Below are 22,023 nucleotides of genomic sequence, written 5' to 3'. Positions count from 1 at the left end.
CAGCGGCCCGCGACGCGACACCGAGGCGCCGGGCACGGAGCGGTACACCCCGCGGCCCGGCGCCTCGGTGTCATCCCGTCGCGCCCTCCCGCTCCCCCAGCCGGTCCCTGACCCACCGGTGGAAGCCGCCGATGTGGTGCTCGCTGGGGACCAGCACCCCGCCCGTGCGGTAGGCGCGGGAGCTCATGGCGGGCTGGGTGCGTTCGCAGGCGTCGAAGTCCTGGGTGTTGACGCGGTGGAAGAGTTCGACGGACTTGGCGAGGTCGGCGCCGGAGGCGACAACCTCGGGGAGGTACAGCCAGTCGCATTCGACGAGGGTGCGGTCGGGGGCCGTCGGGAACATCCGGTGGACGATGACATGGTCGGGGACGAGGTTGACGAACACCTGCGGCCGGACGGTGATCGCGTAGTAGCGGCGGTCCTGGGTGTCCTCGATGCCGGGGAGCCGGCCGAAGCCCTCGCTGCCGTCCACGGTGAATCCGGTGGCCTCCTCGGCGAAGGCCGCGCCGTGGCCGACGTAGTACTGGGCGGCGAAACCGTCGGCGAACTCCGGAAGCACGTCGGTGAGTTCGGGGTGGATGGTGCCGCAGTGGTAGCACTCCATGAAGTTCTCGATGATGAGCTTCCAGTTGGCGCGCACGTCATAGGTCAGGCGCCGGCCGAGGGCGAGCCCCTCGGTGCGGTAGCGGTCGAGACAGGCGGCGTCGCCGAGCCGCTCGACGGCCGCGCCGATCACGGTGTCCTCGAAGGACGGCGGGTCGTCGGCCAGGCACACCCAGGCGTAGCCCAGCCATTCGCGGAGGGGGACGGTGACCAGGCCGCGTTCCGTACGGTCGATGTCCGGCATCTTCTGCAGGTTGGGGGCGGCCACCAGGCGGCCGTCGAGGTCGTAGGTCCAGGCGTGGTAGGGGCACTGGAGGGTGCGGCGGACCTCGCCGGACTCCTCGGCGCACAGCTGCGCGCCGCGGTGCCGGCAGACGTTGAGGAAGGCGCGCAGCTCTCCGGCCCGGTTCCGGGTGATCAGCACGCTCTCCCGGCCGATCCGGACCGTACGGAAGGCGCCCGGCTTTTCCAGGTCGGCGCTGCGGACAGCGCAGAACCACAGCCGCTCGAAGATCTTCTCCTGCTCCTGCCGGAAGATGCCGGGGTCGGTGTAGTAGTGGCCGGCGAGGGTGGCGATCAGGCTCGGGGAGGCACCGGCAACGGGCACAGTGGCCGCGGCCGGGGCGGACTCGGTGGGGGTGGTCGTCATGGTGGCCTCCTCAAGCGGCCGCGGCGGCGGCCCGGCGGGGGTCGAACAGCTCGATGGGGTGCGCGGTGGCCCCGGTCAGCGCGAGATCGGCGACGATCTCACCGACCACGGGGACGAACTTGAAGCCGTGCCCGGAGAACCCGCAGGCGACGGTCACGGTCTCCGGGTGCGCGGGGTGCCGGGTGATCACGAAGTGCTCGTCGGGAGTGTTGGAGTACATGCAGGTGGCGGCCTTGAGGAAGCGGCCGGGGAGGGCGGGGATGCGGGGGCGCATCTGGTCGGCCATGGCGCGCACCTCGTGGTCGTGCACGGTGCGTTCGATGGTCTCCGGGGTGCAGACGGTGCCCTTGCGGAAGAACGCGACCTTGGCACCGCCGTCCGGGCCGTCGATCGACGGGAAGCCGTAGACCTGGACGCCCCGGTCGTCCTCCCAGATGTAGATCGGGTGCCGCTCCGGGACGAAGGGCGCGGTGCCGCCGTCGGGGGCGAACCAGTACATGACCTGCCGTTCGATGGTGAACGGCACCCCCAGGTCGGTGAGCAGTTGGGGCGCCCAGGCTCCCGGGCAGATCACCAACTGGCCCGCGGTGTAGGTGTTCTCGGGGGTGTGCACGCGGACCCCGGAGCCGCCGGGCAGCTCCTCCCAGCGGGTGACCGGTTCCTCGAAGTGCAGCTCGGCGCCGTCCCGGCCGGCGAGCTGGACATGCGCGGCGACGGTGAACTCCGGCCGGACCAGGCCCGCCCGCGCCTCGTACAGCGCGACCTCGTCGTCGGCGGGTGTGAGGGTCGGGAAGCGGCGGCGGATCTCCTCGGGGCCGAGCATCTCGTGCGGGAGGTCCCACCGGCGGGCGGATTCCAGACTGCCGCGGACGGTGCGGCTGTCGGGGCGGCCGATCATCACCCCGCCGCAGAGGGTGGCGATCTGGCGGCCGGTGTCCCGCTCCAGCTTCTCGTACAGCTCGTAGGAGCGCAGCAGCAGCGGGACGTAGGCGGGGTCCTCGAAGTAGGACTGCCGGGTGATACGGGAACCGCCGTGGCTGGAGCCGCGGTGGTGCACCGGGCCGAACTTCTCCAGGCCCAGGACCCGGGCGCCGCGGGCGGCGAGGTGGTGGGCGGCGGCACTGCCCATGCCGCCGAGGCCGAGGACGATGACGTCGTAGGTGGGAGCCATGCGGTTGCTCCTTCTGCGTACGGAGGACGAGCGGATCACCGGTGGACCGACGGACGCGGGCTACCTGCGGATGCGTTCCATCCGGGGGTCGAAGAGGGGCTCCTGGGCGACGGTCGCGGGGATCTTCTCGCCGAAGTACTCGATGTGGACGGGGGTGCCGGGGGCCGCGGCGGCGGCCGGCAGCCAGGCGTAGGCGATGCCCCGGCCCAGGGTGTAGCCGTAGGCGGCGGAGGTGACGTAGCCGGCCGGGACGCCGTCGACTAGGACCGGTTCCTTGCCCAGGACGAGGGCGTCCGGGTCGTCGAGCGTGAGGCAGCTGAGCCTGCGGGCCGCGGTCTGATCGCTGCGGCCCTCCAGTGCGTCGCGGCCGAGGAAGTCGCCCTTGGCGGGGCGGACGGCGAAGCCGACGCCGGCCTCGTACGGGTCGTGCTCGGTGGTCATGTCATGGCCCCAGGCGCGGTACCCCTTCTCCAGCCGGAGGCTGTTGAAGGCGCTGCGTCCGGCGGCGATCACCCCGTGCTCACGGCCCGCCTCCCAGAGCGTGTCCCACAGCCGCAGCCCCAGGTCGGCGGTGGTGTACAGCTCCCAGCCCAGCTCGCCGACGTAGCTCAGGCGCAGGGCGGTGACCGGGACATGGCCGAGGTGGGTCTGCCGGGCCCGGAAGTAGCCGAAGGTCTCGTGGGAGAAGTCGTCGCGGGTGAGCGGCTGGACCAGGTCGCGGGCGAGCGGGCCCCAGACGCCGATGCAGCAGGTGCCGGAGGTGATGTCACGGACCTGTACTTCCCCGTCCGGGGCATGCCGCAGCAGCCAGTCGAGGTCGGCTGCGCTGTTGGCGCCGACCTGGAAGCGGTCGGGGGCCAGCCGGGCGACGGTGAGGTCGGAGCGGATGCCGCCGGTCTCGTCCAGGAGCAGGGTGTAGGTCACCGCGCCCGGCTTCTTGGCGAGGTTGTTGCTGGTCATCCGCTGGAGGAAGGCGAGGGCGCCGGGGCCGGTGACCTCCAGCCTGCGCAGCGGGGTCATGTCGTAGAGGGCGACCCGTTCGCGGGTGGCCCGGGCCTCGGCGGCGGCGATCGGCGACCAGTGGCGGGCGGACCAGGCGTCCCGCTCGGGGAGGTGCAGCCCTTCGGCGAGCGGGGCGTTGGCCTCGTACCAGTGCGGGCGTTCCCAGCCGCCGGCCTCCAGGAAGTACGCGCCGAGTTCCTGCTGCCGCGGGTAGAAGGGGCTGGTGCGCAGCGGCCGCGGCTGCTCCATGGGCTGCAGCGGGTGGATGACGTCGTAGACCTCGATGAAGCTCTGGGCGCCGCGGTCGGCGATGTAGGCGGGCGAGCGCTGGGCGTCCTCGAAGCGGTAGAGGTCGCATTCGTGGATGTCGACGGCGGGCCGGCCCTCCGTCATCCACTCGGCGACGGCCTTGGCGACGCCCGCGGAGTGGGTGACCCAGACCGCCTCGGCGAGCCAGAATCCGCGCAGTTCGCGGGACTCGCCGAGGACCGGCATCCCGTCGGGGGTGAAGGAGAAGACGCCGTTGAAACCCTCGGCCACCCGCGAGGCGCCGAGCGCGGGCAGCAGCCCGACGCTGTCCTGCCAGCTCGGGGCGAAGTCGTCCGCGGTGAAGGGCAGCGACGACGGCATCACGGGAGCTTCGTCGAAGGCGGGGACGGTGAAGGGGTCGACGGGCATCGGGCGGTGGGCGTAGGAGCCGATGCCGAGCCGGTCGTGGTGCTCGCGGAAGTAGAGGTCGCGGTCCTGGAAGCGCAGGATCGGCTTGCTCGCCTCGCGACGAGGGTCGTTGACGCCGGCGAGTTCGGGCAGCGGCTCGGTGGTGGCGTACTGGTGGGCCAGCGGCAGCAGCGGTACGTCCACCCCGGCCATCGCGCCGATCACCGGGCCCCAGAAGCCGGCGGCCGAGACGACGTGGTCGGCGGGGAAGGTGCCGCGGTCGGTGACGACGCCGGTGACGCGGCCGTCCGCCCGCTCGATGCCGGTGACGGTGTGCCGCTCCAGGAAGCGGGCGCCGCGGCTCTCGGCCCGGGCGATCTGGGCGCGGCAGGCGGGCACCGCGCGGGCCAGGCCGTCGTCGGGGGTGTGGAAACCGCCGTACAGCACGGTCTCGTCGAGCATCGGCCACAGCTCCTTGCACTGCCGCGGGGAGAGCAGCGCACCGCGTACGCCCCAGGAGGCGGCGAGCCCGGCCTTGCGGTGCAGGTCGGCCCAGCGGGCCTCGGTGGTGGCGATCTCCAGGCCGCCGACCGGGTGGAAGCAGGGCAGCCCGTCCGCCTCCAGGGCGCCGAACTTCTCGACGGTGTAGGCGGCGAACTCGGTCATGGTCTTGGACGGGCCGGTCCGGAAGACCAGGCCGGGGGCGTGCGAGGTGGAACCGCCGGGGGCCGGCAGCGGGCCCTGTTCGAGGACGGTGACCTCGCTCCAGCCACGGGCGGTCAGCTCGTCGGCGAGCGAGCAGCCGACGATGCCGGCACCGATGACCACTACACGGGAACGGTGTGCGGGCGTACGGGACATGACCCTCCTCCTGCTGGTCGGGGTGATCGGCGAGGGACGGGACGCCGTCAGATGACCACGACGGAGCGCAGTACCCGGCCGTCGCGCATCTTGTCGAAGGCGGACTCCACCTCGTCCAGGGCGATCGTCTCGGTGACGAATCCGTCGAGGTCGAGGCGTCCGCCGAGGTAGCGGTCGATGAGCACGGGGAAGTCGCGGCTGGGCAGGCAGTCGCCGTACCAGGAGGACTTCAGGGCGCCGCCGCGCGAGAACAGGTCGATCAGCGGCAGCTCGACGCGCATGTCCGGGTCGGGGACGCCGACCTGGACCAGCGTCCCGGCCAGGTCGCGCATGAAGAAGCCCTGGGTCCAGGTCTCGGGCCGGCCGACCGCATCGATCACCACGTCCGCGCCATGGCCGCCGGTGAGCCCGCGGACCGCCTCGACGGGGTCCGTGCCACGGGAGTTGACGGTGTGGGTGGCGCCGAAGCGGGTGGCGCCGTCGAGCTTGCGGTCGTCGATGTCGACCGCGATCACCCGGCGGGCCCCGGCGAGGGACGCACCGGCGATGGCCGCGCTGCCCACCCCGCCGCAGCCGATGACGGCGACGGTGTCCCCGCTGCCCACGGCGCCGGTGTGCACGGCCGCGCCATAGCCCGCCATGACGCCGCAGCCGATGAGGCCGGCGGCCTCGGGGCGGGCGTGCGGGTCGACCTTGACCGCCTGTCCGGCGGCGACCAGGGTCTTCTCGGCGAACGCGCCGATCCCGAGCGCGGGGGTGAGCGGAGTGCCTCCCCCGGACGCCGTACGGGAGGTGCCGTCCCGCAGGGTCATCGGCCGGCCGGCGTTGACGGAGTCGAAGCAGTACCAAGGCCGTCCGCGGCGGCAGGAGCGGCAGGCGCCGCAGGGGGCCCGCCAGGCGAGGACGACGAAGTCGCCGGGGGCGAGCCCGGTGACGCCGGGGCCGACCTCCTCGATCACGCCGGCCGCCTCGTGGCCGAGCAGGAAGGGGAACGCGTCGCCGATCGCTCCGTCCCGGTAGTGCAGATCGGTGTGGCAGACGCCGCAGGCCCGCACGGCGACGAGCACGTCTCCCGGGCCGGGATCCGGCACCACGATGGTCCGCAGCTCGACGGGTGCGCCGTGTTCCGCCGCGACGACGGCATGGACTTCGTGTGGCATGCCCTACCCCTCAAGTGTTGCGTACTGCACGACTGGTTGCGCGATGAGAGACATAGTGGGAACGCCGACTCGGCAGCGTCAAGAGGTACGGGCCGGCTCTCCGCAACGGACTCGCGACGCCCCTGCACACGGCCGGAAAGACCGAACTCCGGCGCCCCGGACCGCGTTCCGGCCCGCGCACCGGCCCGTGTTCCGGCAATTCCCCGAGGCGCTTGACGCATCCGCCCGCCATCGGGATTCTGTTGCGTATAGCGCTTCATCGTGCGCTCCACGAAACTCGATGCTTCCGAATGCACCAGGGGGGTCCCGTGATTCCTGTCTGCCCTCTCGCCGACCTGCCGCCAGGCGAGTCCGTACGCATCGACACCGCACCGCCGATCGCCGTCTTCCACACCGACGGGCAGCTCTACGCGATCGACGACACCTGCACCCACCAGGACGCCTCGCTGGCGGACGGCTGGCTGGAAGGGTGCCTGGTCGAATGCCCGCTGCACGCCGCCTCCTTCGACCTGCGCACCGGAGCGGCGACCTGCCTGCCGGCCCGCCGCGCCGTGCGCACCCACCCCGTGACCGTCCAGGACGGCATGATCTACGTCCACCGCGCCGCCGAGGAGGGCACCGCCGCATGAAGTCGGTCGCAGTCATCGGGGCCTCGCTGGCGGGCCTGTACACCGCGCGGGCCCTGCGCGCCCAGGGGTTCGACGGCCGGCTGGTGATCGTCGGGGACGAGTGCCACGGCCCCTACGACCGGCCCCCGCTGTCCAAGGACTTCCTCACCGGCGGCACCGGCCCGGGTCAACTGGCCCTGGCCGACGCCGAGGAGATCGCCGAACTCGATGCCGAATGGCTGCTGGGCACCCGGGCCACCGGTCTCGACACCGCGGGACGCACGGTGCTGCTCGACGGCGGCCGGTCGCTGACCGCCGACGGCGTCGTCCTGGCCACCGGGGCCGCCCCGCGCCGCCTCCCCGGCCCGGTGCCCGCCGGGACCCACACCCTGCGCACCCTCGACGACGCCCAGGCGCTCCGCGCGGATCTGGTGTCGGGGCCGGTCCGGGTCGTGGTGATCGGCGGCGGTTTCATCGGCGCCGAGGTCGCCTCGTCGTGCGCCGCCCTCGGCCATGACGTCACCGTCGTCGAGGCCGCCCCGCTCCCCCTCGTCCCGCAACTCGGCGGCGCCATGGCCGAGATCTGCGCCGCCCTGCACGCGGACCACGGCGTCACCCTGCTCACCGGGACCGGCGTCGCCCGGCTGCACGACGGCGGCACCGGCCGGCGCGTCACCGGGGTCGAGCTGGCCGACGGCCGGCTGCTCCCCGCCGACGTGGTCGTGACCGGCATCGGGGTGCGCCCCCGCACCGCCTGGCTCGCGGACTCCGGGCTGCCGCTCGACGACGGGGTGCGCTGCGACGCGGGCTGTGTGACGCCGCTGCCCGCCGTCGTGGCCGTCGGGGACGTCGCCCGGGTCGACGGCGCCCGCGCCGAGCACTGGACCAGCGCCACCGAACAGGCCGCCGTCGCGGCGCGGAACCTGCTGGCCGGCGCCACCGTGGCGACCCACCACGGCCTGCCGTACTTCTGGTCCGACCAGTACGGCGTCCGCATCCAGTTCGCGGGCCACCGGCTGCCCACCGACACCCCTCGCGTCCTGGAGGGCTCCCCCGACGACCGCAGCTTCCTCGCCTGCTACGAACGGGACGGGCGCACCACCGCGGTGCTCGCCCTCAACCGCCCACGCCCCTTCCAGCGGCTGCGCCGCGAACTCGCCCGCGCCGCCCAGCCGGCCACCACCTGACCTCCGGCCCGCGCCCCCGCGGCGTCACGGCCGAGGAGGCGCCGGCATCCGCTCGCGCAGGATGGCCTCCACGGCCGCGGCGTCGTCCGGCGTGACGAACGGGCGCACGAATCGGCCCAGATCGAGGACCAGCGCCTCCCGCTTCGAGAACCGCCCCGGGTCCAGGCTCGCCCAGTAGCGCGGGTGCGCGGTCCCCCAGATCCGGGCCCGGCCGCCGAAGGCACCGATCGCCACCCGCCGGACCGCGCGCACCGCGTCATAACGGACGGTCTTCGTCCCCCCACGGGAAGTAGTAGCCGCGAACCCGCAGGACCTCCGAGGTGCACTCGATCCAACGGTCCCGGTAAAGGATCTCCGTCATGTCCGCCTCAGCCGTTCGCACCGTCGCGGGCATTCGCACCGTCGCGGGCCTCGATACGGAAGGAGAACGCGGCGCCGCCGGGGTCGAGCGCCGTCGCCCCGCCGTCGACCGTGAGCACCGCGCCGTTGACGAACGACGCGGCCGGCGAGAGCAGCCAGTTGACCGCCTCCGCGACCTCCCGCGGCTCTGCGGGGCGGCCCGCGGGCAGCAGCCGGGTGGCCTCCTCGTACCCGGCGTCCGCCCCGCCGGCCGCCCGCCCGGTCTCCTCCGCGAAGCGCGCCATCCGCCGGTCGGCCAGCTCCGTACGCACCCAGCTGGGGCAGACGATGTTGGCGCGCAGCCCGGCCCGCCCGTAGTCGACGGCGAGCGACCGGCAGAGCTGGAGCAGGGCTGCCTTGGACGTCGCGTACGCGGCATTGCCGTGGCCGTTGCGCAGGGCGGCGACCGAGGCCACCGCGACGACCGCACCCCGGCTCGCCAGCAGATGCGGCAGCGCGGCGCGCTGGAGCAGGAACGGCCCGGTGACGTTGGTGGCCATCACGGCCTCCCAGTCCTCGACGGACAGATCACCCACGGCGCCGCCGCGCACGATCCCGGCGTTGAGCACCAGCCCGTCGAGCCGCCCGTACGCGGACACGGTGGCGTCGACGAGATCCTGCACCGCCGCGGGATCGGCGGCATCCGAGGGATGCGCCAGCGCTCCGGTCTCCTCGGCGAGCCGCCGCAGCGGTTCGACCCGCCGCCCCGAGATCACCACCCGGTGCCCGGCCGCCCGCAACAGCCGCGCGGTGGCCGCCCCGATACCCGTCCCGCCCCCCGTCACCAGGACAACACGCCGTTCCGCCATGCTCGTTCCCACCTCCGGAGCCGGTCACCTGCCACCCCCGCGATCATACGGACGAACACCACGAACCGGGCACGGGCATCGGGGGCCCGACGCGATCCTGACGGCGCCTCACCCGCCCCCTTGCCCCGGCGCGGAGAGGGGCGGGGTCGGGGACGTGGTGGCTTCCCATTGACTGAGAATGCCGTCCCAGTCGTGTTGGGCGGCGGTGATGGCGTTGGCGTCCCAGGTGGGGTGGGAGGGCTGGGGGTACTGCTGGTGGTGTGGGTGTTGCAGGTATTGCTGGTGCGGGAGTTGTTGCTGTGGGGTGTGCTGGTGCTGGGGAGGCTCTTCGTAGATCCGGTACTCCTGGTAGTCCTGCTGGTCGGGGTAGTTCTGGTACGGCTGTTGCTTCCAGGGGTCCTGGTCGTAGGGATCGCGCAGGTGCTGCGGTGGTCGTTCGCGCCAGGCCGGAGGGGAGTTCTCCGGCTGCGGGGTCGGTGGGAGATTGACCATCCTGCGGTGGCGGCCGGTGCGGTCCGGCGACGAGGCCGGGGAGGGCCGGCTCTCCGCGGAGAGCTGTTGGGCGCGTGCCACAAGGAGCCGGACGTCGAGTCCGAGTTCGGTGGCCAGGGCGGTGAGGTCGACTCCGTTGTGCCAGCCGCTCATCAGGACCGCGTCCAGGGCCGGCGCCCAGGCCGGCTCGTTGGAAAGGGGGCCGGCGGGGGCGGTGACCGGCGCCGACGCCGCCGGGCTCACGGGGTGCGCGGCCGCCGGCGGGGCCGGGTGCGAGGCGGGCGGCGGAGTGGGGTGCGCCGCGGGAGGGGGTGTGGGAGGGCTCGCGGGGGGCGTCGCGGCGGGGGCCGCGGGAGGTGTGGCGGCCTGCGCGGCGGGCGGCTGCTCGCGCGTGGTCTGGGCGAGCAGGCTCTTGGCGACCGCGCGGGCGTCGTCCTTGCCCACCGTGCGGCGGGCCAGGCGCACTTCGCGTTCGTCCAGGCCCAGCAGCTCGGCCACCACCGCGTCGCTGCCCACGGTCACGGCGAAGGCGGCCAGGGTCCGCGACCGGCGGGCCTCGGCCTCGTCGAGGAGTCCCTGTGTACGGCGGACCTCGTCATCGCTGCTGCAAAACGCCTGTGCGAGTACGGCATGGCGCTCCCACAACTCCCTCGGTTCCATGACTGCGACAACGTTCCTTCGTCCGGATTGGCCCGCTTCCCGGCTATAGATCACTGCATAAGGTGATATTCGAGAGAGATACGCCCAGGCCGCCGCGGTGGAAGTAGGGACCGCTGCAAAAATACGCAGTGACCCCAGGGCGGAAGAATCGTTTCTACGGCCATGAGCGACCCCTCTTCCGGCGCCGTCGCAGGCCACGGACAGACCCCGATCCCCCGCCCCGGGCGCATGCCGCGGTGGATCACCTCGGACATCCTCCGGCAGACCCCGGTCTACGCCGGGCTCGTGCGGCAGTGGACGGACCGCGCCGCCACCGTGCCCGGAGTCGCCGATCCGGAGTGGCAGCGACTGGTCTCCTACCGCGCGCTGATGGAGGAGACCGAGACCGCCCTCACGGCCCTGCGCCCCCATCGCGCGCCCGATGTGCTGCCGCCGCCGAGGAAGCAGGTCCCCGCGGCCCGTACGGCCCGCCTGGACGCCTGAACCGGCCGCACGCCGAGGCCCCGTGGTGCGGGCCCGATGGGGCGGCCGGGCCGGAGTACCGTTGAGTTGTCGAGGATGTCCCGCTGCCGGGGTCCCGCCCGGCAGCGGCTTTGACCAGCGACGGAGCCCGGGTGAGCGCGACGGATGACACGGACTTCAGCCCGATCGGGGTGATCGGGCGGGTCACCGTCTCGATCCCGACCGACGGGCCCGGCGAGGTGCTGCTGCCCGTACGCGGCGGGACCGAGGCCTTCGCCGCCTGGTCCCGCGAGCCCATCGCCCGCCATACCCAGGTCATCGTGGTGGAGCACACGTCGGCGCGGTCGGTGATCGTCGCGCCGCTGCCCGCCTGACCGGGCCGTCCCGAGGGCGGCGCCGGCCATCCGGGTCGCCGCCCTTCCGGCGGCCGTCCCCGCCCACCGGCCCGGGACCGGTCGCAACGGACCAGGAGCCTTCGATGTTGTTCTGGCATGTTCCCGCGCCGAACGAGGCGCTGTTGATCTCCGGTTCGAAGCGCCGGACCGGGGACGCCCAATTCCGTATCGTCACGGGCCATGGCTGCTGGGTCATGCCCGTCAAGCAGAAGGCGAGCGTGCTGGCGCTGTCGCTGCGGGAGGCGGAGATCTCCGAGGACTGCGTCACCCAGCAGGGCATCCGGATCGGCGTCCGGGCGGTCGCCGTCTTCAAGGTCGGCGACGACCAGACCTCGATCGCCAACGCCGCCCGCCGCTTCCTGGACGAGCAGGCCACCATGGAGGAACTGGTGGGCCGGATCTTCGCCGGTCACCTGCGCTCGATCGTCGGCGGGCTGACCGTCGAGCAGATCATCCGGGAGCGGGACCGGGTCGCCCAGGAGGTCAAGGACGGCAGCCACTCCGAGATGGAGAAGCTCGGCATCGTCGTCGACGCCCTGCAGATCCAGGAGATCGCCGACACCTCCGGCTACATCACCAACCTCGCCGCCCCGCACGCCGCCGCGGTCGCCAGCGCGGCCCGGATCGCGCAGGCCAAGGCCGACCAGGAGGCGACCGAGCGGGAACAGCAGGCGGCGGCGCTCAAGGCGGAGTACGAGCGGGACACCGCGATCAAGCGGGCGGGCTTCCTCGCCGAGACCGAGCAGTCCAACGCCCGCGCCGCGCAGGCCGGGCCGCTGTCGCAGGCCAGGGCCTCGCAGGAGGTCATCGAGGAACAGACCTCGCTGGCCCAGCGGCAGGCCGCGCTGGCCGCGCAGCGGCTGGAGGCCGAGGTGCGCCGGCCCGCGGACGCCGAGGCCTACCGGCTGCGCACGCTGGCCGAGGCCCAGCGCGACCAGGTCCGCTTCGAGGCGGACGCCCGCGCCTACAGCGAGCGGGCCGTCGCCCAGGCCCGGGCCGACGCCAACACGGCCCTCGCGGGCTCGCTGCGGGACGGCAACCAGGAGCTGATCGCCGCCAACCGCACCATCGAGAACCTCCCCGCCCTCACCAAGGCGGCGGCCGAGGGCCTCGCCCATGCCCGGCTGACCGTCCTCAACGGCACCGAAGGGATCAACGAGATCGCCTCCGGCATCGTCGGCGAGGGGCTGGCCATTCTCGACAGCCTCAAGAACGGGACCGGCACATCCGGTTCCGCTCCCCCGCTCGCCGACGGTACGGGGCCGCTGCCGCAGAAGGTGACGAACCTGAAGCGGGACGGCGCCGGGTCCGGCTCGTCCTGACCGGTCCCCGACCGCGCCCGTGGCACGGCCCGGGAGGCGCAGGGCCGCCGGACACGGCAGAGGTGTCCGGCGGCCCTGCGGGGCCCGGCCTGCCCTCCCGGAGCGGCGGGGCGGTCAGGCGGCGGGCTTCTCGGACGCGGCGCGCCGGCGGGTCAGGACGAGGTGGGCGATGACTCCGAAGAGCAGGCCCCAGAAGGCGGAGCCGATGCCGAAGAGGGTGACGCCGGAGGCGGTGGCGAGGAAGGCGATCAGGGCCGCCTCGCGGTCCTTCTCCTCCTTCACCGCACCGGTCAGGCCGCCGGCCAGGGCACCGAGCAGCGCGACGCCGGCCACCGCCGCCACCAGCTCCTTGGGCAGCCCCGCGAAGAGCACCACCAGCGTCGAGCCGAACGCCCCGATGAGGAGGTAGAACGCGCCGCAGGAGACCCCGGCCACGTACCGGCGCCGGGGGTCGCGGTGGGACTCGGGGCCGGTGCAGATCGCGGCCGTGATCGCCGCGAGGTTGATGGCGTGCGAGCCGAACGGGGCGAGGAGGGTGGAGACCAGGCCCGTCGAACCGATCAGCAGGCGGTCCTTGGGGCGGTAGCCCGACGCGGTGAGCACCGCCATGCCCGGTGCGTTCTGCGAGGCGAGGGTCGCCAGGATCATGGGCACCGCGATGCCGATGAGGGAGGCGAGCGAGAAGTCCGGGGTCGTCAGCACCGGCTTGGCCAGCTCGATCCGGTCCAGGTGGATGTCCAGCCGGGAGCTCGCCGCACTGGCCAGGACGCCGGCCGCCAGGGCGACGAGGACGGCGTAGCGGGGCAGCCAGCGCTTGGCCAGGAGGTAGGCGACCAGCACCGAACCGGCGATGAGCGGCGCGGTCTTGAGGGAGGTGAAGACTCCGGTGCCGAAGGAGAACAGGATGCCGGCGAGCATGGCGGAGACGACGGCGGTGGGCACCTGCCGCATCAGCCACCCGAACACCCCGGTCAGCCCGACCAGGGTGATCACCAGCCCGGTGATGAGGAAGGCCCCGATGGCCTCCGCGTAGGAGTACGCCCCCAGGCTCGTCACCAGCAGGGCGGCGCCCGGTGTCGACCATGCGGTGATCACCGGCATCTTGGTGCGCAGGCTCAGCCCGATGCAGGTCAGGCCGCTGCCGATGGAGATGGCCCAGACCCAGGAGCTGGTCTGGGCGGTGTCGAGGTGCCCGGCGGACGCCGCGGCGAGCACGATGACGAGCGGGCCCGAGTAGGACACGACGACGGCGACGAAGCCCGCGAGCACGGCGGACAGCGAGGCGTCGCGCACGAGGCCGGGCCGGCGCCCCGGCGCCGCCGCGGGGGGCGCGCCGGCGCCCTCCGGGGCCGCGGCGCCCGCCGGCGGGGCGGAGTCCGGCGGGGCGGCGTCGGGGTGGGGGGTGGGTGTCTGGGAACTCAACGGTTGTCCTTCGCGGCCTTTTCAAGGGCCTGTTCGAGGTCGGCGACGAGGTCTGCGGGGCTTTCCAGACCTATGGACAGGCGCAGCATGTCCTTCGGCGAGGTACTACCCGGCCCTTCGAAGGTGTAGCGGTGTTCGACGAGGCTCTCGACGCCGCCCAACGACGTGGCGCGGATGAAGAGTTCGCAGTGGTTGGCGGTGCGCAGGGACTGCTGCCAGGGGCCGTCGACGTGCAGGGAGAGCATGCCGCTGAACCCCCCGGTCATCTGGCGGGCGGAGATCTCGTGTCCGGGGTCGGTGGGCAGCCCGGGGTAGGCGACGCGGCGGATGAGGGGGTGGCCGGCGAAGTGCTCGGCCACGGTCTGCGCGGTGGCCGAGATCTGCCGCATCCGCGGGAAGAGCGTGCGGATGCCGCGCATGAGGAGGTAGGTCTCCAGCGGGCCGAGTATCGGGCCGGTCAGCCGGCGGTGCAGCTGGAGCCGCTCCCAGATCGCGTCCCTGGCCTCCGTGCTCTCCGGCGCCCTGACGAGCAGTCCGGCGACGACGTCCGTATGGCCGTTGAGGTACTTGGTGCCGGAGTGCATGATCAGGTCGGCGCCGAGGGCGAACGGCCGGGAGTGCACCGGGGTGGCGACGGTGTTGTCGACGCCGAAGAGGGCACCGGCCCGGTGGGCGATCTCGGCGCACCCGGCGAGGTCGGTCACCGTCCAGGTGGGGTTCGCCGGGGACTCCGCCCACACCAGCGCGGTCGGGGCCGCGTCCACGGCGGCCGCCACCGCGTCCAGGTCGTTCATGGGCGCCTGGACGACCTCCAGTCCCCGCGCGGGGCCGAACTCCCGCAGCCACTTGGTGAGTCCGAAGTACATAGTCTGCGGGACCACGACCCGTGCCCCGGCGGGCAGCACCTGGAAGACGGCGGTGGCGGCGGCCATCCCGGACGAGAGGACGAGCGCGTCCGAGCCGCCCTCCAGGCCCGCCACGACCTGCTCGACCTGCTCGTAGCCCGGCGTCCCCTGGTCGCGGAGGTAGGCCAGCCCGGCGGGCGAACGGTACTGGTCGTCGCGCGCGTAGGTGGCCCCCAGCCCGATCGGGGGCGGGAGGGCGCCGGTGGTCGGGCAGCGCCAGCCGTCGCCCTGTGCGGCGCGTGTCTCGGGCCGGTACTCCTGGGTCCACGGGGTGAAGGTCTCGCTGTGGGTCATCGCTTCCTCGTCATCAGGTCCGGCAGGGCAGTGCCCAGGGCGAGTTCCGCGTCGCGCAGCGCGCGGGAGGGCACGCCGGGCGAGGGCACGTAGTGGTTGTAGTAGCTCGATCCCTCGGTGTGCGGGCCGAGGAGGAACAGGCGCGGCTGCGCGGTACCCGTACGGTCGACGCCCTGGCCCTGCCGGGTGACGTCGAGTCCGTGCACCGTTCCGCCGCGGTGGGCGAGGGTGCGCAGGCGGCCCGCGGCGACGAGCGTGCCCAGCAGGGAGCCGGGCACCCGGTCGGCGGCGGGCTCGGCCAGATGCGCCTGCACCACGTGGTCGGCCTCCATCCGCGACGGCTCGGCCAGGCAGGTGGATTCCAGCCGCCACGGGCCCGCTCCGGCCGGTGCGACGAGCTTGGGGCGCGGGCCGGGGCCGAGCCGGACGATCCCCGCGTCGATCAGGGCGAGCAGTTCCGCCGACCGGTCCAGCTGCGGGCCGATCACCAGCCGGTTCACCGTCGGGGCGAACTCCCCGAAGAACGCGGCCGACGAGGCGTCGTCGACGCCGGGCGGGTCGATGACCGCGCGCAGCACGTCGCGGTGGTCGCGCAGGACCTCCAGGGCCTCCTTCAGCGGGCTCGCGCCGAGGCCCTCCTCCGCCTCGGCCAGGTCGGTGGCGACCTCGCCGAGGAACCAGTCGCGGTAGGCGTCGTACCCCGTCCACTGCCGGTCCGTGAGGTCCGCGGACAGGATGCCGGGCACCGGGCAGGGGCCGAACCGGGCGCGCAGCCCGGCCCGTACGCTCTCGTGGCCCGTCCGGGCGCAGCGCCTGGTGAGTTCCAGGCCCGCGTCCATGGCGTCGCCGGTCTCCCGGGCCAGCAGCGTGCGGTAGTAGGCGAGTTCCATCTCGGCCTCGACCAGCGGCAGGACGTCGTCGGCGAAGTGCAGCCGTCCCTGCGGGCGGTGGGCGCGCAGGGCGTCGAGACGTTCCGGGGTCAGCACCAGCGGCGCGAAGCGCACCCGTCCCGGATGCAGGCGGGGGCGGCTGCGCGAGGGCAGCCCGGAGCGGTTGGTGAGCACGATCGACGGCTCCCTCCCGCTGGGGAGATAGCGCATGCCGTCCGCGCCCGTCGTGTGCCGGCCGCCGCGTCCGAGCGTCAGCGTGGCGATGACGTCCATGGCGGTCAGGCCGGTGCCGAGGACGGCCACGCGGTCGCCGGGGCCGATGCCGTCGAGTGCCTCGGGCAGCGGGTAGGGACGGGTGACCAGCCGCGGGTCGGAGGCGGGCGTTGGGGGCTCGTAGAGCGTGTGGTGCCCGACGGTGACGAAGACGGCGTCGGCGTCGAGACGGCTGCCGTCGGCGAGGACCACCGTCTCGGTGTCCGCCGCGCCGGGGACGATGTCGACGGCGGTCGTACGGTGCCGGACCAGCGTGAAGGACGCGGGCGCGGCGGCGGTGATCTCCTCCGCCGCCCAGGCGAGGTAGGCGCTCAGGAGCCTGCGCGGCAGGAAGTCGTTCGGCCGGATCTCCCGGCCCTCGCCCTCGCGCACCGTGTAGCCGTCGTCCGCCAGCCGCAGGTCCCGCTGCCGGCACCAGGTGTGCAGCGAGGGGCCGGGCACCGGGACGGGGCCGTCGACCATCTCCGCGTCGGCGAAGGCTGTCAGCTGGGCGCAGACGGTGTTGAGCAGGAGGTGGTCGGGCTGCTCCGGGAGGTGGAATCCGGGGCCCAGGGGCTGCGGGTCGATGAGGTGGACGGTGAGCGGGGCGGGCCGGTCGAGGCAGTGCGCGACCAGCCGCTCGACGAGGCCGAGCCCGCGCGGTCCGGCGCCCACGATCGCGACGGAGCGGGGTATGTGGTTCACCACCGGCGGGTCTCCCCGAAGAAGTGGGGCACCTCGATCGCGGTGCCGTCCTTGCGGGCCTCGCCCAGGACGAACGCGCCGACCGCCAGGTCCAGTACGCCCAGTCCGAACGGCGAGAAGATCACCGGGCGGTCCGGGGAGAGCGTCACCTCGCCGTTCAGCACACCGGCGAGGGTGCCGTTGACGAAGTCGCGGGAGCCGGAGCGCTGCTCGGCGAGGTGGGGCGAGGTCCGGGCCTTGAGGCAGTGGTCGATGTCGTCGAGGACGTTGTCCGCCGCGAGGATCACCTCGGGGGCGAGGTCGCGCAGGGAGATGTGGAGCACGAGCTGTCCGGGCTTGAACGGCGTGCTGACGTAGGGCTCCAGCGCGGTCGTGGCGAAGACGACGGTGTCGGCCTGCAGCGCGGCACCGAGGTCGGCGGTGAAGTCGGCCGGACAGTGCTGGGTTCCGCGCACATGGGCGGCCAGGGCCTGTCCGGACGCCTCGTCGAGGTCGTGGACGAGGTAGGAGTCCGGTACGCAGCCCGCGACGGCCAGGTAGTCGCAGATGTTGCGGGCGATGACGCCGCCGCCCACGACGGCGATCCGGGTGCCGGCGAAGCCGTCCGGGCGCAGCGCGGTGGCGGCGACGGCCGCGGAGGCGGCGGTGCGCGCCGAGCTGATGCTCGCGGCTTCCAGGCAGGCGATCGGGTAGCCGGTCTCGTAGTCGTTCAGCAGGAGGACGGCCGAGGCGCGCGGGGCCCCGATACGGGTGTTGCCCGGGAAGCTCGCAATCCATTTGATGCCGGCGAGCTGGACATCGGCGCCCAGGAACGCGGGCAGCGCGATGATCCGGGAATCCGGCTTGTCCGGGAAGCGGAGGAAGTAGCTGTCGGGATTGACGGAATCCCCGGACTCGTGCGCCAGATAGGCGCTGCGGACAATACCGAGAACGTCTCCCCGTTTACCGTCGAGGGTATGACGGACCGTTTCCCCGGCCACGATCTCGAAGTCGAACATTCAGCTTCCCCCCTCTCAGGCCGGTGCCTGAGATATCTTGTGGCCGGTTATGCGGGGCCAGCGCTCGGCCACCCATGCGTCGTTGTAGATGGTCTCCAGATAGCGGTCGCCGAAGTCCGGCGAGATCGCCGCCACGACACTGCCGTCCGGGATGTCCTTGGCCGCGTCCTGCACGGCGCACAGCACCGTGCCGGTCGACCCGCCCAGGAGCAGTCCGCGTTCTTCGGCCAGCGTCCGGCACATGTCGACGGAATCCGCTTCGGGAATGAGCACAACCTCGTCGATGTTCCGCGTGTCGAGTATTTCCGGGCGCCTGCTGGTCCCGAGACCGGGAATGTGGCGCCGGGCGGGCGGCCCGCCGAAGGTCACGGAGCCCTCGGCGTCCACCGCGATGATCCGGGTGACGGGGCTGTGCCGGCGGAGGTACTCCGCGCAGCCCATCAGCGTCCCCGTCGTGCCGGCCCCGATGAAGGCGTAGTCGATGTGGCCGATCTCCCGCAGGAGCGCACGGCCTGTACGGTCCCGGTGCGCCCGCGGCCCGGCCGGGTTGGCGTACTGGTTCAGCCAGTGGAGTCCGGGATCGCGGCGCAGGCGCTCGCGGATGTAGTCGATACGTGACTGCAGATAGCCGCCCTGGGCGTCCCGGACGTCGATGACGGCCACCTCGGCGCCGAGCACCTCCATCAGGCGTCGCGACTGGAGGGTGGCGTTGGGGTCCGTGACACAGGTCAGGGCATAGCCCTTTGCCGCGCACACCATGGCCAGGGCGACGCCGAGATTTCCCGACGTCGACTCGATCAGCCGGGTCCGCGGAAAGCAGTACCCGGAATCCTCGGCCGCCTCCACGAGGGCGACGGCGGTCTTGAGCTTTACCGAACCAGCAGGATTGAGACCTTCCAGTTTCAGGAAAACGGAACTCCCCGGCACCAGTTGGTCGAGCCGGATGAAGAGATCATCCAGCACGAGATCATAAACTTCTTCCGCTATCACCAGAATCCAAACCGTCACATTGGGCAGCGCACAGCAAGCGCACTCGCAGAAGCGAGGTGCCCATGGGCTTGTTGGTCGGCGCACGGGTCAGGTGCGCTACGCAGAAGGGACCCTTCCCCCCGTCCCCGTTGGTCGCACATCCCCCATTCATGATGCGACAGGGCAATCCTGCCACTCCGCCAGCCCCTTGACAATGATTCACCGGAAAACAACAAACGTTGAAAGGTGAAATGCGGGGCCGTCATGGCGGAATGAATTCTTCCTTTTGAGCGGGCGGCCCGCCCCGGTGCGCGGCACCGCCGGCGGCACGTTCCCGTTCCCCTCGAAGGCCGGCGGAATCCGTACCCGTGGCAGGACATGCAGCGGGCCCGGGATCGTGATCCCGGGCCCACCGCGTGACGTGCCGTCGGGTCCTAGAGGAGGCCGAGCAGCCCCAGGCCGAGCAGCCCTTCCTTGCCCTGGGCACCGTCGCGGCCCATGCCGTCGCGGCCCATGCCGTCGCGCCCGAAGCCGTCGCGCTCGTAGCCGCTGTCCCGGCCGAAGCTGTCGTTGCCGTTGTCGCGGCCGATGCCGTCGTAGCCGTCGTGGCCACCGTGCCCGAAGCGGCCGTGGCGGCGGCCGTGGTGGCGGTGGTGTCTGTTGTGGTGCCGGTCGCCGTAGCGGCCGTGGTCGCAGTGGTGGTGCGAGAAGCACTTGGGGCTCTGCGCGGCTTGGGGGACCGGAGTTGCGGCGGTGGCGGCGCCTGCCGTCGGCACCACCAGGGCAGCCGCAGCCAGGCCGGCCACTGCAAGGCCGCGAGGGATCGAACGGAGCATGTTTCCACCTTCACTCGACTGTGCAGAAAAGGAATATTCTCTGCAAAAGTGACAATAAGCGGATTTCCCCCCATCGCCCCGCGCCCCGCCGCAGAGTCACTGGAACGCAGCACACACGGCGACAGGCCGTGCCGCGCCCCGCCCGCTCACCCCGGAGCCGGGCCGTCCCGCCCGTCGGCTCCCCCGGCCCCACCGGCCTCCCCGGTCTGCGGCAGCCCCTCCAACAGCCCTCCCAACGCGCCCACGACGAGCCGGCACACCGTGTCGGGGTCGGCGCTTACCAGGGGCTCCTTGCCGACCACCACACGCATCAGGCCAATTCCGAGCAGCCAGGACAGGGCCAGATCGCCCCGCAGCGTGCCGGTATCGGACTCGGAGAGCGTGGCCAGCACCGCCGCGTACTCCTCCCCCAGCCCCCGGAGCGCCCCCGCGATCTCGTCGCTGCCGCCGATGGAGCGCAGGCACACCTCCAGCGAGCGGTCGGTGCCCTCCCGGCCCCCGGCCAGCATGCCGCGCAGCGCGACCTCGAACAGCCGCTCGGCCGGAGTGGTGCGCAGCTGTTCATGGCCGCCACGTGCCATCACCTCCCCGAACAGCGCCTTCTTCGAGCCGAAGTAGCGGAACAGCAGGGCCTGGTTGACCCCGGCGCGGTCCGCGATGTCGCGCACCGTCGCCCGTTCGTAGCCACGCTCCGCGAACAGCCCCGACGCGGCGTCGAGCAACCGCAGCCGGGTGCCCTGCGCGTCCCGGCGGGTGGTGCTCTCCGCGCCGTGCTGCGGGGTCTTGGCCATCGCCACGCTCCTCTCCGTTGGCCCGTCAGGATGACGGCCACAATGCATCGTTGACCGCCCCGAGGGGAGCGGCCTACCTTTTGTAAGCAGGTGCTTACACAAGGGAGGTCACCATGACCACAGCCGACACAGCACCCCTCTCCTACCCCTTCAATGTCGCCGAGAGCCTTGAGCTTTCCGAAGAGTACGAACACGCCCGCAACCGCCCCGGGCTGCTGAAGGTGCGGATGACGTACGGCGAGCCGGCCTGGCTCGTGACCCGGTACGCCGAGGCCCGGTTCGTCCTGGGCGACCAGCGCTTCAGCCGCGCCGAGGGCGTCCGGCACGACGAGCCCCGGCAGTCCGAAGGGCGCCGCGACAGCGGCATCCTGGGCATGGACCCGCCCGACCACACCCGGCTGCGCACGCTGGTGGCGAAGGCCTTCACCGTCCGTCAGGTCGAGAAGCTCCGGCCCCAGGTCAAAGAGCTGGCGCACGAGATGCTCGACGAGCTGGAGGCGGCCGGACCGCCCGCCGACCTCGTGGACCGCTATGCGCTGCCGATCCCCGTCGCGGTGATCTGCCGGCTGCTCGGGGTGCCCACCGAGGACCGGCCGCGGTTCCGGGTGTGGAGCGACGCGGCGCTGTCGACGAGTTCCCTGACCTCGGCGGAGTTCGATGCCAATCAGGAGGAACTCCGCTCCTATATGCGGCAGTTGATCGAGGAGCACCGGCGCGCGCCGCAGGACGACCTGATGACGGCGCTCATCGACGCCCGGGATGTCAACGACCGGCTGACCGAACTCGAACTCGTCGACCTGTGCGTCGGGATCCTGGTCGCCGGACACGAGACCACCGCCACCCAGATCCCCAACTTCGTGCTCGCGCTGCTGGACCACCCCGGCCAGCTCGCCCTGCTGCGCGAACGTCCTGAGCTGATCGGCAAGGCCGTGGAGGAGCTGCTGCGGTTCGTGCCGCTCGGCAGCGGCGCGAGCCAGCCCCGCTACGCGACGGAGGACGTCGAGGTCGGCGGGACCCTGGTGCGGGCCGGCAGCCCCGTCCTGGTGGCGGTGGGCGCGGCCAACCGGGACGCGCTGCGCTTCGACTCGCCGGGGACGCTGGACATCTCCCGGAGCGGGAACCAGCACCTCGGGTTCGGCCACGGCGTGCACCACTGCCTGGGCGCGCCGCTGGCCCGGCTGGAGCTGCAGGAGGCGCTGCTCGCCCTGATCACCCGGTTCCCGGAACTGCGGCTGGCCGGCGATGTGGAGTGGAAGAGCCAGATGCTGGTGCGCGGGCCGCGGGTCATGCCGGTGGGGTGGTGAAGCGATGACCTGGCATGTGGAGATCGACCCCCTGCAGTGCATGGCGTCGGGATCCTGCGCGGCCGTCGCGCCGGACCTCTTCACCCTGGACGGCACGCACGCCCGCCCGTTGCGGGAGCTGATCGACGAGGACGAGCGGGCGTTGGACGCCGCCGACGTCTGCCCGGCCGTCGCCATCACCGTCCGGGACGGCGAGAAGGTCATCGGGCCCCGGCCGTAG

At 72.7% G+C, this 22,023-nt stretch carries 21 protein-coding genes; 7 read left to right on the top strand and 14 right to left on the bottom strand.

Features of this window, described 5'->3' with window-relative positions; translation table 11 throughout:
- Positions 1-70: 70 nt before the first annotated feature.
- The 4 genes from K7396_RS32355 to K7396_RS32340 are packed head-to-tail and all read right to left on the bottom strand — an operon-like array spanning position 71 to position 6,103.
- Positions 71-1,252 (bottom strand): aromatic ring-hydroxylating oxygenase subunit alpha, encoded by a 1,182-nt coding sequence (locus K7396_RS32355; RefSeq protein ID WP_086721061.1) that lies wholly within the window; start codon positions 1,250-1,252, stop codon positions 71-73.
- Positions 1,253-1,262: 10 nt separating this feature from the next.
- Positions 1,263-2,423, bottom strand: coding sequence for an N-methyl-L-tryptophan oxidase (gene solA / locus K7396_RS32350; RefSeq protein ID WP_086721062.1), 1,161 nt, complete (start codon positions 2,421-2,423; stop codon positions 1,263-1,265).
- Between the two features lie 60 nt (positions 2,424-2,483).
- On the bottom strand, positions 2,484-4,943 hold the full coding sequence (locus tag K7396_RS32345) for a GcvT family protein (protein WP_086721063.1): 2,460 nt from the start codon (positions 4,941-4,943) through the stop codon (positions 2,484-2,486).
- A gap of 47 nt (positions 4,944-4,990) precedes the next feature.
- Positions 4,991-6,103: an S-(hydroxymethyl)mycothiol dehydrogenase gene (locus tag K7396_RS32340; RefSeq protein ID WP_086721064.1), complete on the bottom strand. Its 1,113-nt coding sequence runs from the start codon at positions 6,101-6,103 to the stop codon at positions 4,991-4,993.
- 308 nt (positions 6,104-6,411) lie between these two features.
- Here K7396_RS32340 and K7396_RS32335 point away from each other — a divergent pair, with 308 nt between their 5' ends.
- Both K7396_RS32335 and K7396_RS32330 read left to right on the top strand, forming a co-directional pair.
- On the top strand, positions 6,412-6,732 hold the full coding sequence (locus tag K7396_RS32335) for a bifunctional 3-phenylpropionate/cinnamic acid dioxygenase ferredoxin subunit (RefSeq protein ID WP_086721068.1): 321 nt from the start codon (positions 6,412-6,414) through the stop codon (positions 6,730-6,732).
- Positions 6,729-7,898: an NAD(P)/FAD-dependent oxidoreductase gene (locus tag K7396_RS32330; RefSeq protein WP_086721065.1), complete on the top strand. Its 1,170-nt coding sequence runs from the start codon at positions 6,729-6,731 to the stop codon at positions 7,896-7,898. Before K7396_RS32335 ends, K7396_RS32330 begins: the two co-directional genes overlap by 4 nt.
- 24 nt (positions 7,899-7,922) lie before the next feature.
- On the opposite strand, the gene K7396_RS32325 is transcribed toward K7396_RS32330, so the two are convergent.
- From K7396_RS32325 to K7396_RS32315, 3 genes are all read right to left on the bottom strand, one after another.
- Positions 7,923-8,150 (bottom strand): hypothetical protein, encoded by a 228-nt coding sequence (locus K7396_RS32325; RefSeq protein WP_223660270.1) that lies wholly within the window; start codon positions 8,148-8,150, stop codon positions 7,923-7,925.
- Between the two features lie 116 nt (positions 8,151-8,266).
- Complete coding sequence (locus tag K7396_RS32320) at positions 8,267-9,106, bottom strand: SDR family NAD(P)-dependent oxidoreductase (RefSeq protein WP_086721066.1); 840 nt, start codon at positions 9,104-9,106, stop codon at positions 8,267-8,269.
- 108 nt (positions 9,107-9,214) lie between these two features.
- Positions 9,215-10,258, bottom strand: coding sequence for a hypothetical protein (locus K7396_RS32315; protein ID WP_170314269.1), 1,044 nt, complete (start codon positions 10,256-10,258; stop codon positions 9,215-9,217).
- A 162-nt stretch (positions 10,259-10,420) separates the two neighbouring features.
- Here K7396_RS32315 and K7396_RS32310 point away from each other — a divergent pair, with 162 nt between their 5' ends.
- The 3 genes from K7396_RS32310 to K7396_RS32300 all read left to right on the top strand — a co-directional run bounded on the left by K7396_RS32310 (position 10,421) and on the right by K7396_RS32300 (position 12,437).
- Positions 10,421-10,741 (top strand): hypothetical protein, encoded by a 321-nt coding sequence (locus K7396_RS32310; protein ID WP_086721450.1) that lies wholly within the window; start codon positions 10,421-10,423, stop codon positions 10,739-10,741.
- Between the two features lie 131 nt (positions 10,742-10,872).
- On the top strand, positions 10,873-11,094 hold the full coding sequence (locus tag K7396_RS32305) for a hypothetical protein (RefSeq protein ID WP_086721449.1): 222 nt from the start codon (positions 10,873-10,875) through the stop codon (positions 11,092-11,094).
- Positions 11,095-11,198: 104 nt separating this feature from the next.
- Positions 11,199-12,437: an SPFH domain-containing protein gene (locus K7396_RS32300; RefSeq protein ID WP_086721448.1), complete on the top strand. Its 1,239-nt coding sequence runs from the start codon at positions 11,199-11,201 to the stop codon at positions 12,435-12,437.
- A 114-nt stretch (positions 12,438-12,551) separates the two neighbouring features.
- On the opposite strand, the gene K7396_RS32295 is transcribed toward K7396_RS32300, so the two are convergent.
- From K7396_RS32295 to K7396_RS32265, 7 genes are all read right to left on the bottom strand, one after another.
- Positions 12,552-13,859, bottom strand: coding sequence for a benzoate/H(+) symporter BenE family transporter (locus K7396_RS32295; RefSeq protein ID WP_152104503.1), 1,308 nt, complete (start codon positions 13,857-13,859; stop codon positions 12,552-12,554).
- Positions 13,856-15,058, bottom strand: a complete 1,203-nt coding sequence (locus K7396_RS32290) for a trans-sulfuration enzyme family protein (RefSeq protein WP_086720292.1) — start codon at positions 15,056-15,058, stop codon at positions 13,856-13,858. The genes K7396_RS32295 and K7396_RS32290 overlap by 4 nt, the downstream gene beginning before the upstream one ends.
- Complete coding sequence (locus tag K7396_RS32285; RefSeq protein WP_223660269.1) at positions 15,055-16,905, bottom strand: FAD/NAD(P)-binding protein; 1,851 nt, start codon at positions 16,903-16,905, stop codon at positions 15,055-15,057. Before K7396_RS32285 ends, K7396_RS32290 begins: the two co-directional genes overlap by 4 nt.
- The gene (sbnB, locus tag K7396_RS32280) at positions 16,902-17,903 is read right to left on the bottom strand and encodes a 2,3-diaminopropionate biosynthesis protein SbnB (RefSeq protein WP_086720294.1); all 1,002 of its coding nucleotides are present in this window, start codon (positions 17,901-17,903) and stop codon (positions 16,902-16,904) included. The genes K7396_RS32285 and sbnB overlap by 4 nt, the downstream gene beginning before the upstream one ends.
- Before the next feature lie 15 nt (positions 17,904-17,918).
- Entirely contained in the window at positions 17,919-18,866 is a 948-nt protein-coding gene (gene sbnA / locus K7396_RS32275; RefSeq protein WP_086720295.1) for a 2,3-diaminopropionate biosynthesis protein SbnA, read from the bottom strand.
- A 440-nt stretch (positions 18,867-19,306) separates the two neighbouring features.
- On the bottom strand, positions 19,307-19,708 hold the full coding sequence (locus K7396_RS32270; RefSeq protein ID WP_170314270.1) for a hypothetical protein: 402 nt from the start codon (positions 19,706-19,708) through the stop codon (positions 19,307-19,309).
- Positions 19,709-19,854: 146 nt separating this feature from the next.
- Complete coding sequence (locus tag K7396_RS32265) at positions 19,855-20,499, bottom strand: TetR/AcrR family transcriptional regulator (protein WP_152104504.1); 645 nt, start codon at positions 20,497-20,499, stop codon at positions 19,855-19,857.
- Between the two features lie 113 nt (positions 20,500-20,612).
- On the opposite strand from K7396_RS32265, the gene K7396_RS32260 reads away from it, so the two are divergent.
- Together K7396_RS32260 and K7396_RS32255 are read left to right on the top strand one after the other, a co-directional pair.
- On the top strand, positions 20,613-21,803 hold the full coding sequence (locus K7396_RS32260; RefSeq protein WP_152104505.1) for a cytochrome P450: 1,191 nt from the start codon (positions 20,613-20,615) through the stop codon (positions 21,801-21,803).
- A gap of 4 nt (positions 21,804-21,807) precedes the next feature.
- The gene (locus tag K7396_RS32255; protein WP_152104506.1) at positions 21,808-22,023 is read left to right on the top strand and encodes a ferredoxin; all 216 of its coding nucleotides are present in this window, start codon (positions 21,808-21,810) and stop codon (positions 22,021-22,023) included.

Origin of the sequence: Streptomyces angustmyceticus (assembly GCF_019933235.1) — a bacterium.
Classification (GTDB): domain Bacteria; phylum Actinomycetota; class Actinomycetes; order Streptomycetales; family Streptomycetaceae; genus Streptomyces; species Streptomyces angustmyceticus.
The sequence above is the reverse complement of the archived record's forward strand: the minus strand, read 5'-3'. Positions and strand labels throughout refer to the sequence as shown.

Coding starts and splice junctions, on each gene's coding strand:
- K7396_RS32355 (WP_086721061.1), bottom strand. CDS start 1,252: ATGACGACCACCCCCACCGAGTCCGCCCCGGCCGCGGCCACTGTGCCC.
- solA (WP_086721062.1), bottom strand. CDS start 2,423: ATGGCTCCCACCTACGACGTCATCGTCCTCGGCCTCGGCGGCATGGGC.
- K7396_RS32345 (WP_086721063.1), bottom strand. CDS start 4,943: ATGTCCCGTACGCCCGCACACCGTTCCCGTGTAGTGGTCATCGGTGCC.
- K7396_RS32340 (WP_086721064.1), bottom strand. CDS start 6,103: ATGCCACACGAAGTCCATGCCGTCGTCGCGGCGGAACACGGCGCACCC.
- K7396_RS32330 (WP_086721065.1), top strand. CDS start 6,729: ATGAAGTCGGTCGCAGTCATCGGGGCCTCGCTGGCGGGCCTGTACACC.
- K7396_RS32320 (WP_086721066.1), bottom strand. CDS start 9,106: ATGGCGGAACGGCGTGTTGTCCTGGTGACGGGGGGCGGGACGGGTATC.
- K7396_RS32315 (WP_170314269.1), bottom strand. CDS start 10,258: ATGGAACCGAGGGAGTTGTGGGAGCGCCATGCCGTACTCGCACAGGCG.
- K7396_RS32310 (WP_086721450.1), top strand. CDS start 10,421: ATGAGCGACCCCTCTTCCGGCGCCGTCGCAGGCCACGGACAGACCCCG.
- K7396_RS32300 (WP_086721448.1), top strand. CDS start 11,199: ATGTTGTTCTGGCATGTTCCCGCGCCGAACGAGGCGCTGTTGATCTCC.
- K7396_RS32290 (WP_086720292.1), bottom strand. CDS start 15,058: ATGACCCACAGCGAGACCTTCACCCCGTGGACCCAGGAGTACCGGCCC.
- sbnB (WP_086720294.1), bottom strand. CDS start 17,903: ATGTTCGACTTCGAGATCGTGGCCGGGGAAACGGTCCGTCATACCCTC.
- K7396_RS32270 (WP_170314270.1), bottom strand. CDS start 19,708: ATGCTCCGTTCGATCCCTCGCGGCCTTGCAGTGGCCGGCCTGGCTGCG.
- K7396_RS32265 (WP_152104504.1), bottom strand. CDS start 20,499: ATGGCCAAGACCCCGCAGCACGGCGCGGAGAGCACCACCCGCCGGGAC.
- K7396_RS32260 (WP_152104505.1), top strand. CDS start 20,613: ATGACCACAGCCGACACAGCACCCCTCTCCTACCCCTTCAATGTCGCC.
- K7396_RS32255 (WP_152104506.1), top strand. CDS start 21,808: ATGACCTGGCATGTGGAGATCGACCCCCTGCAGTGCATGGCGTCGGGA.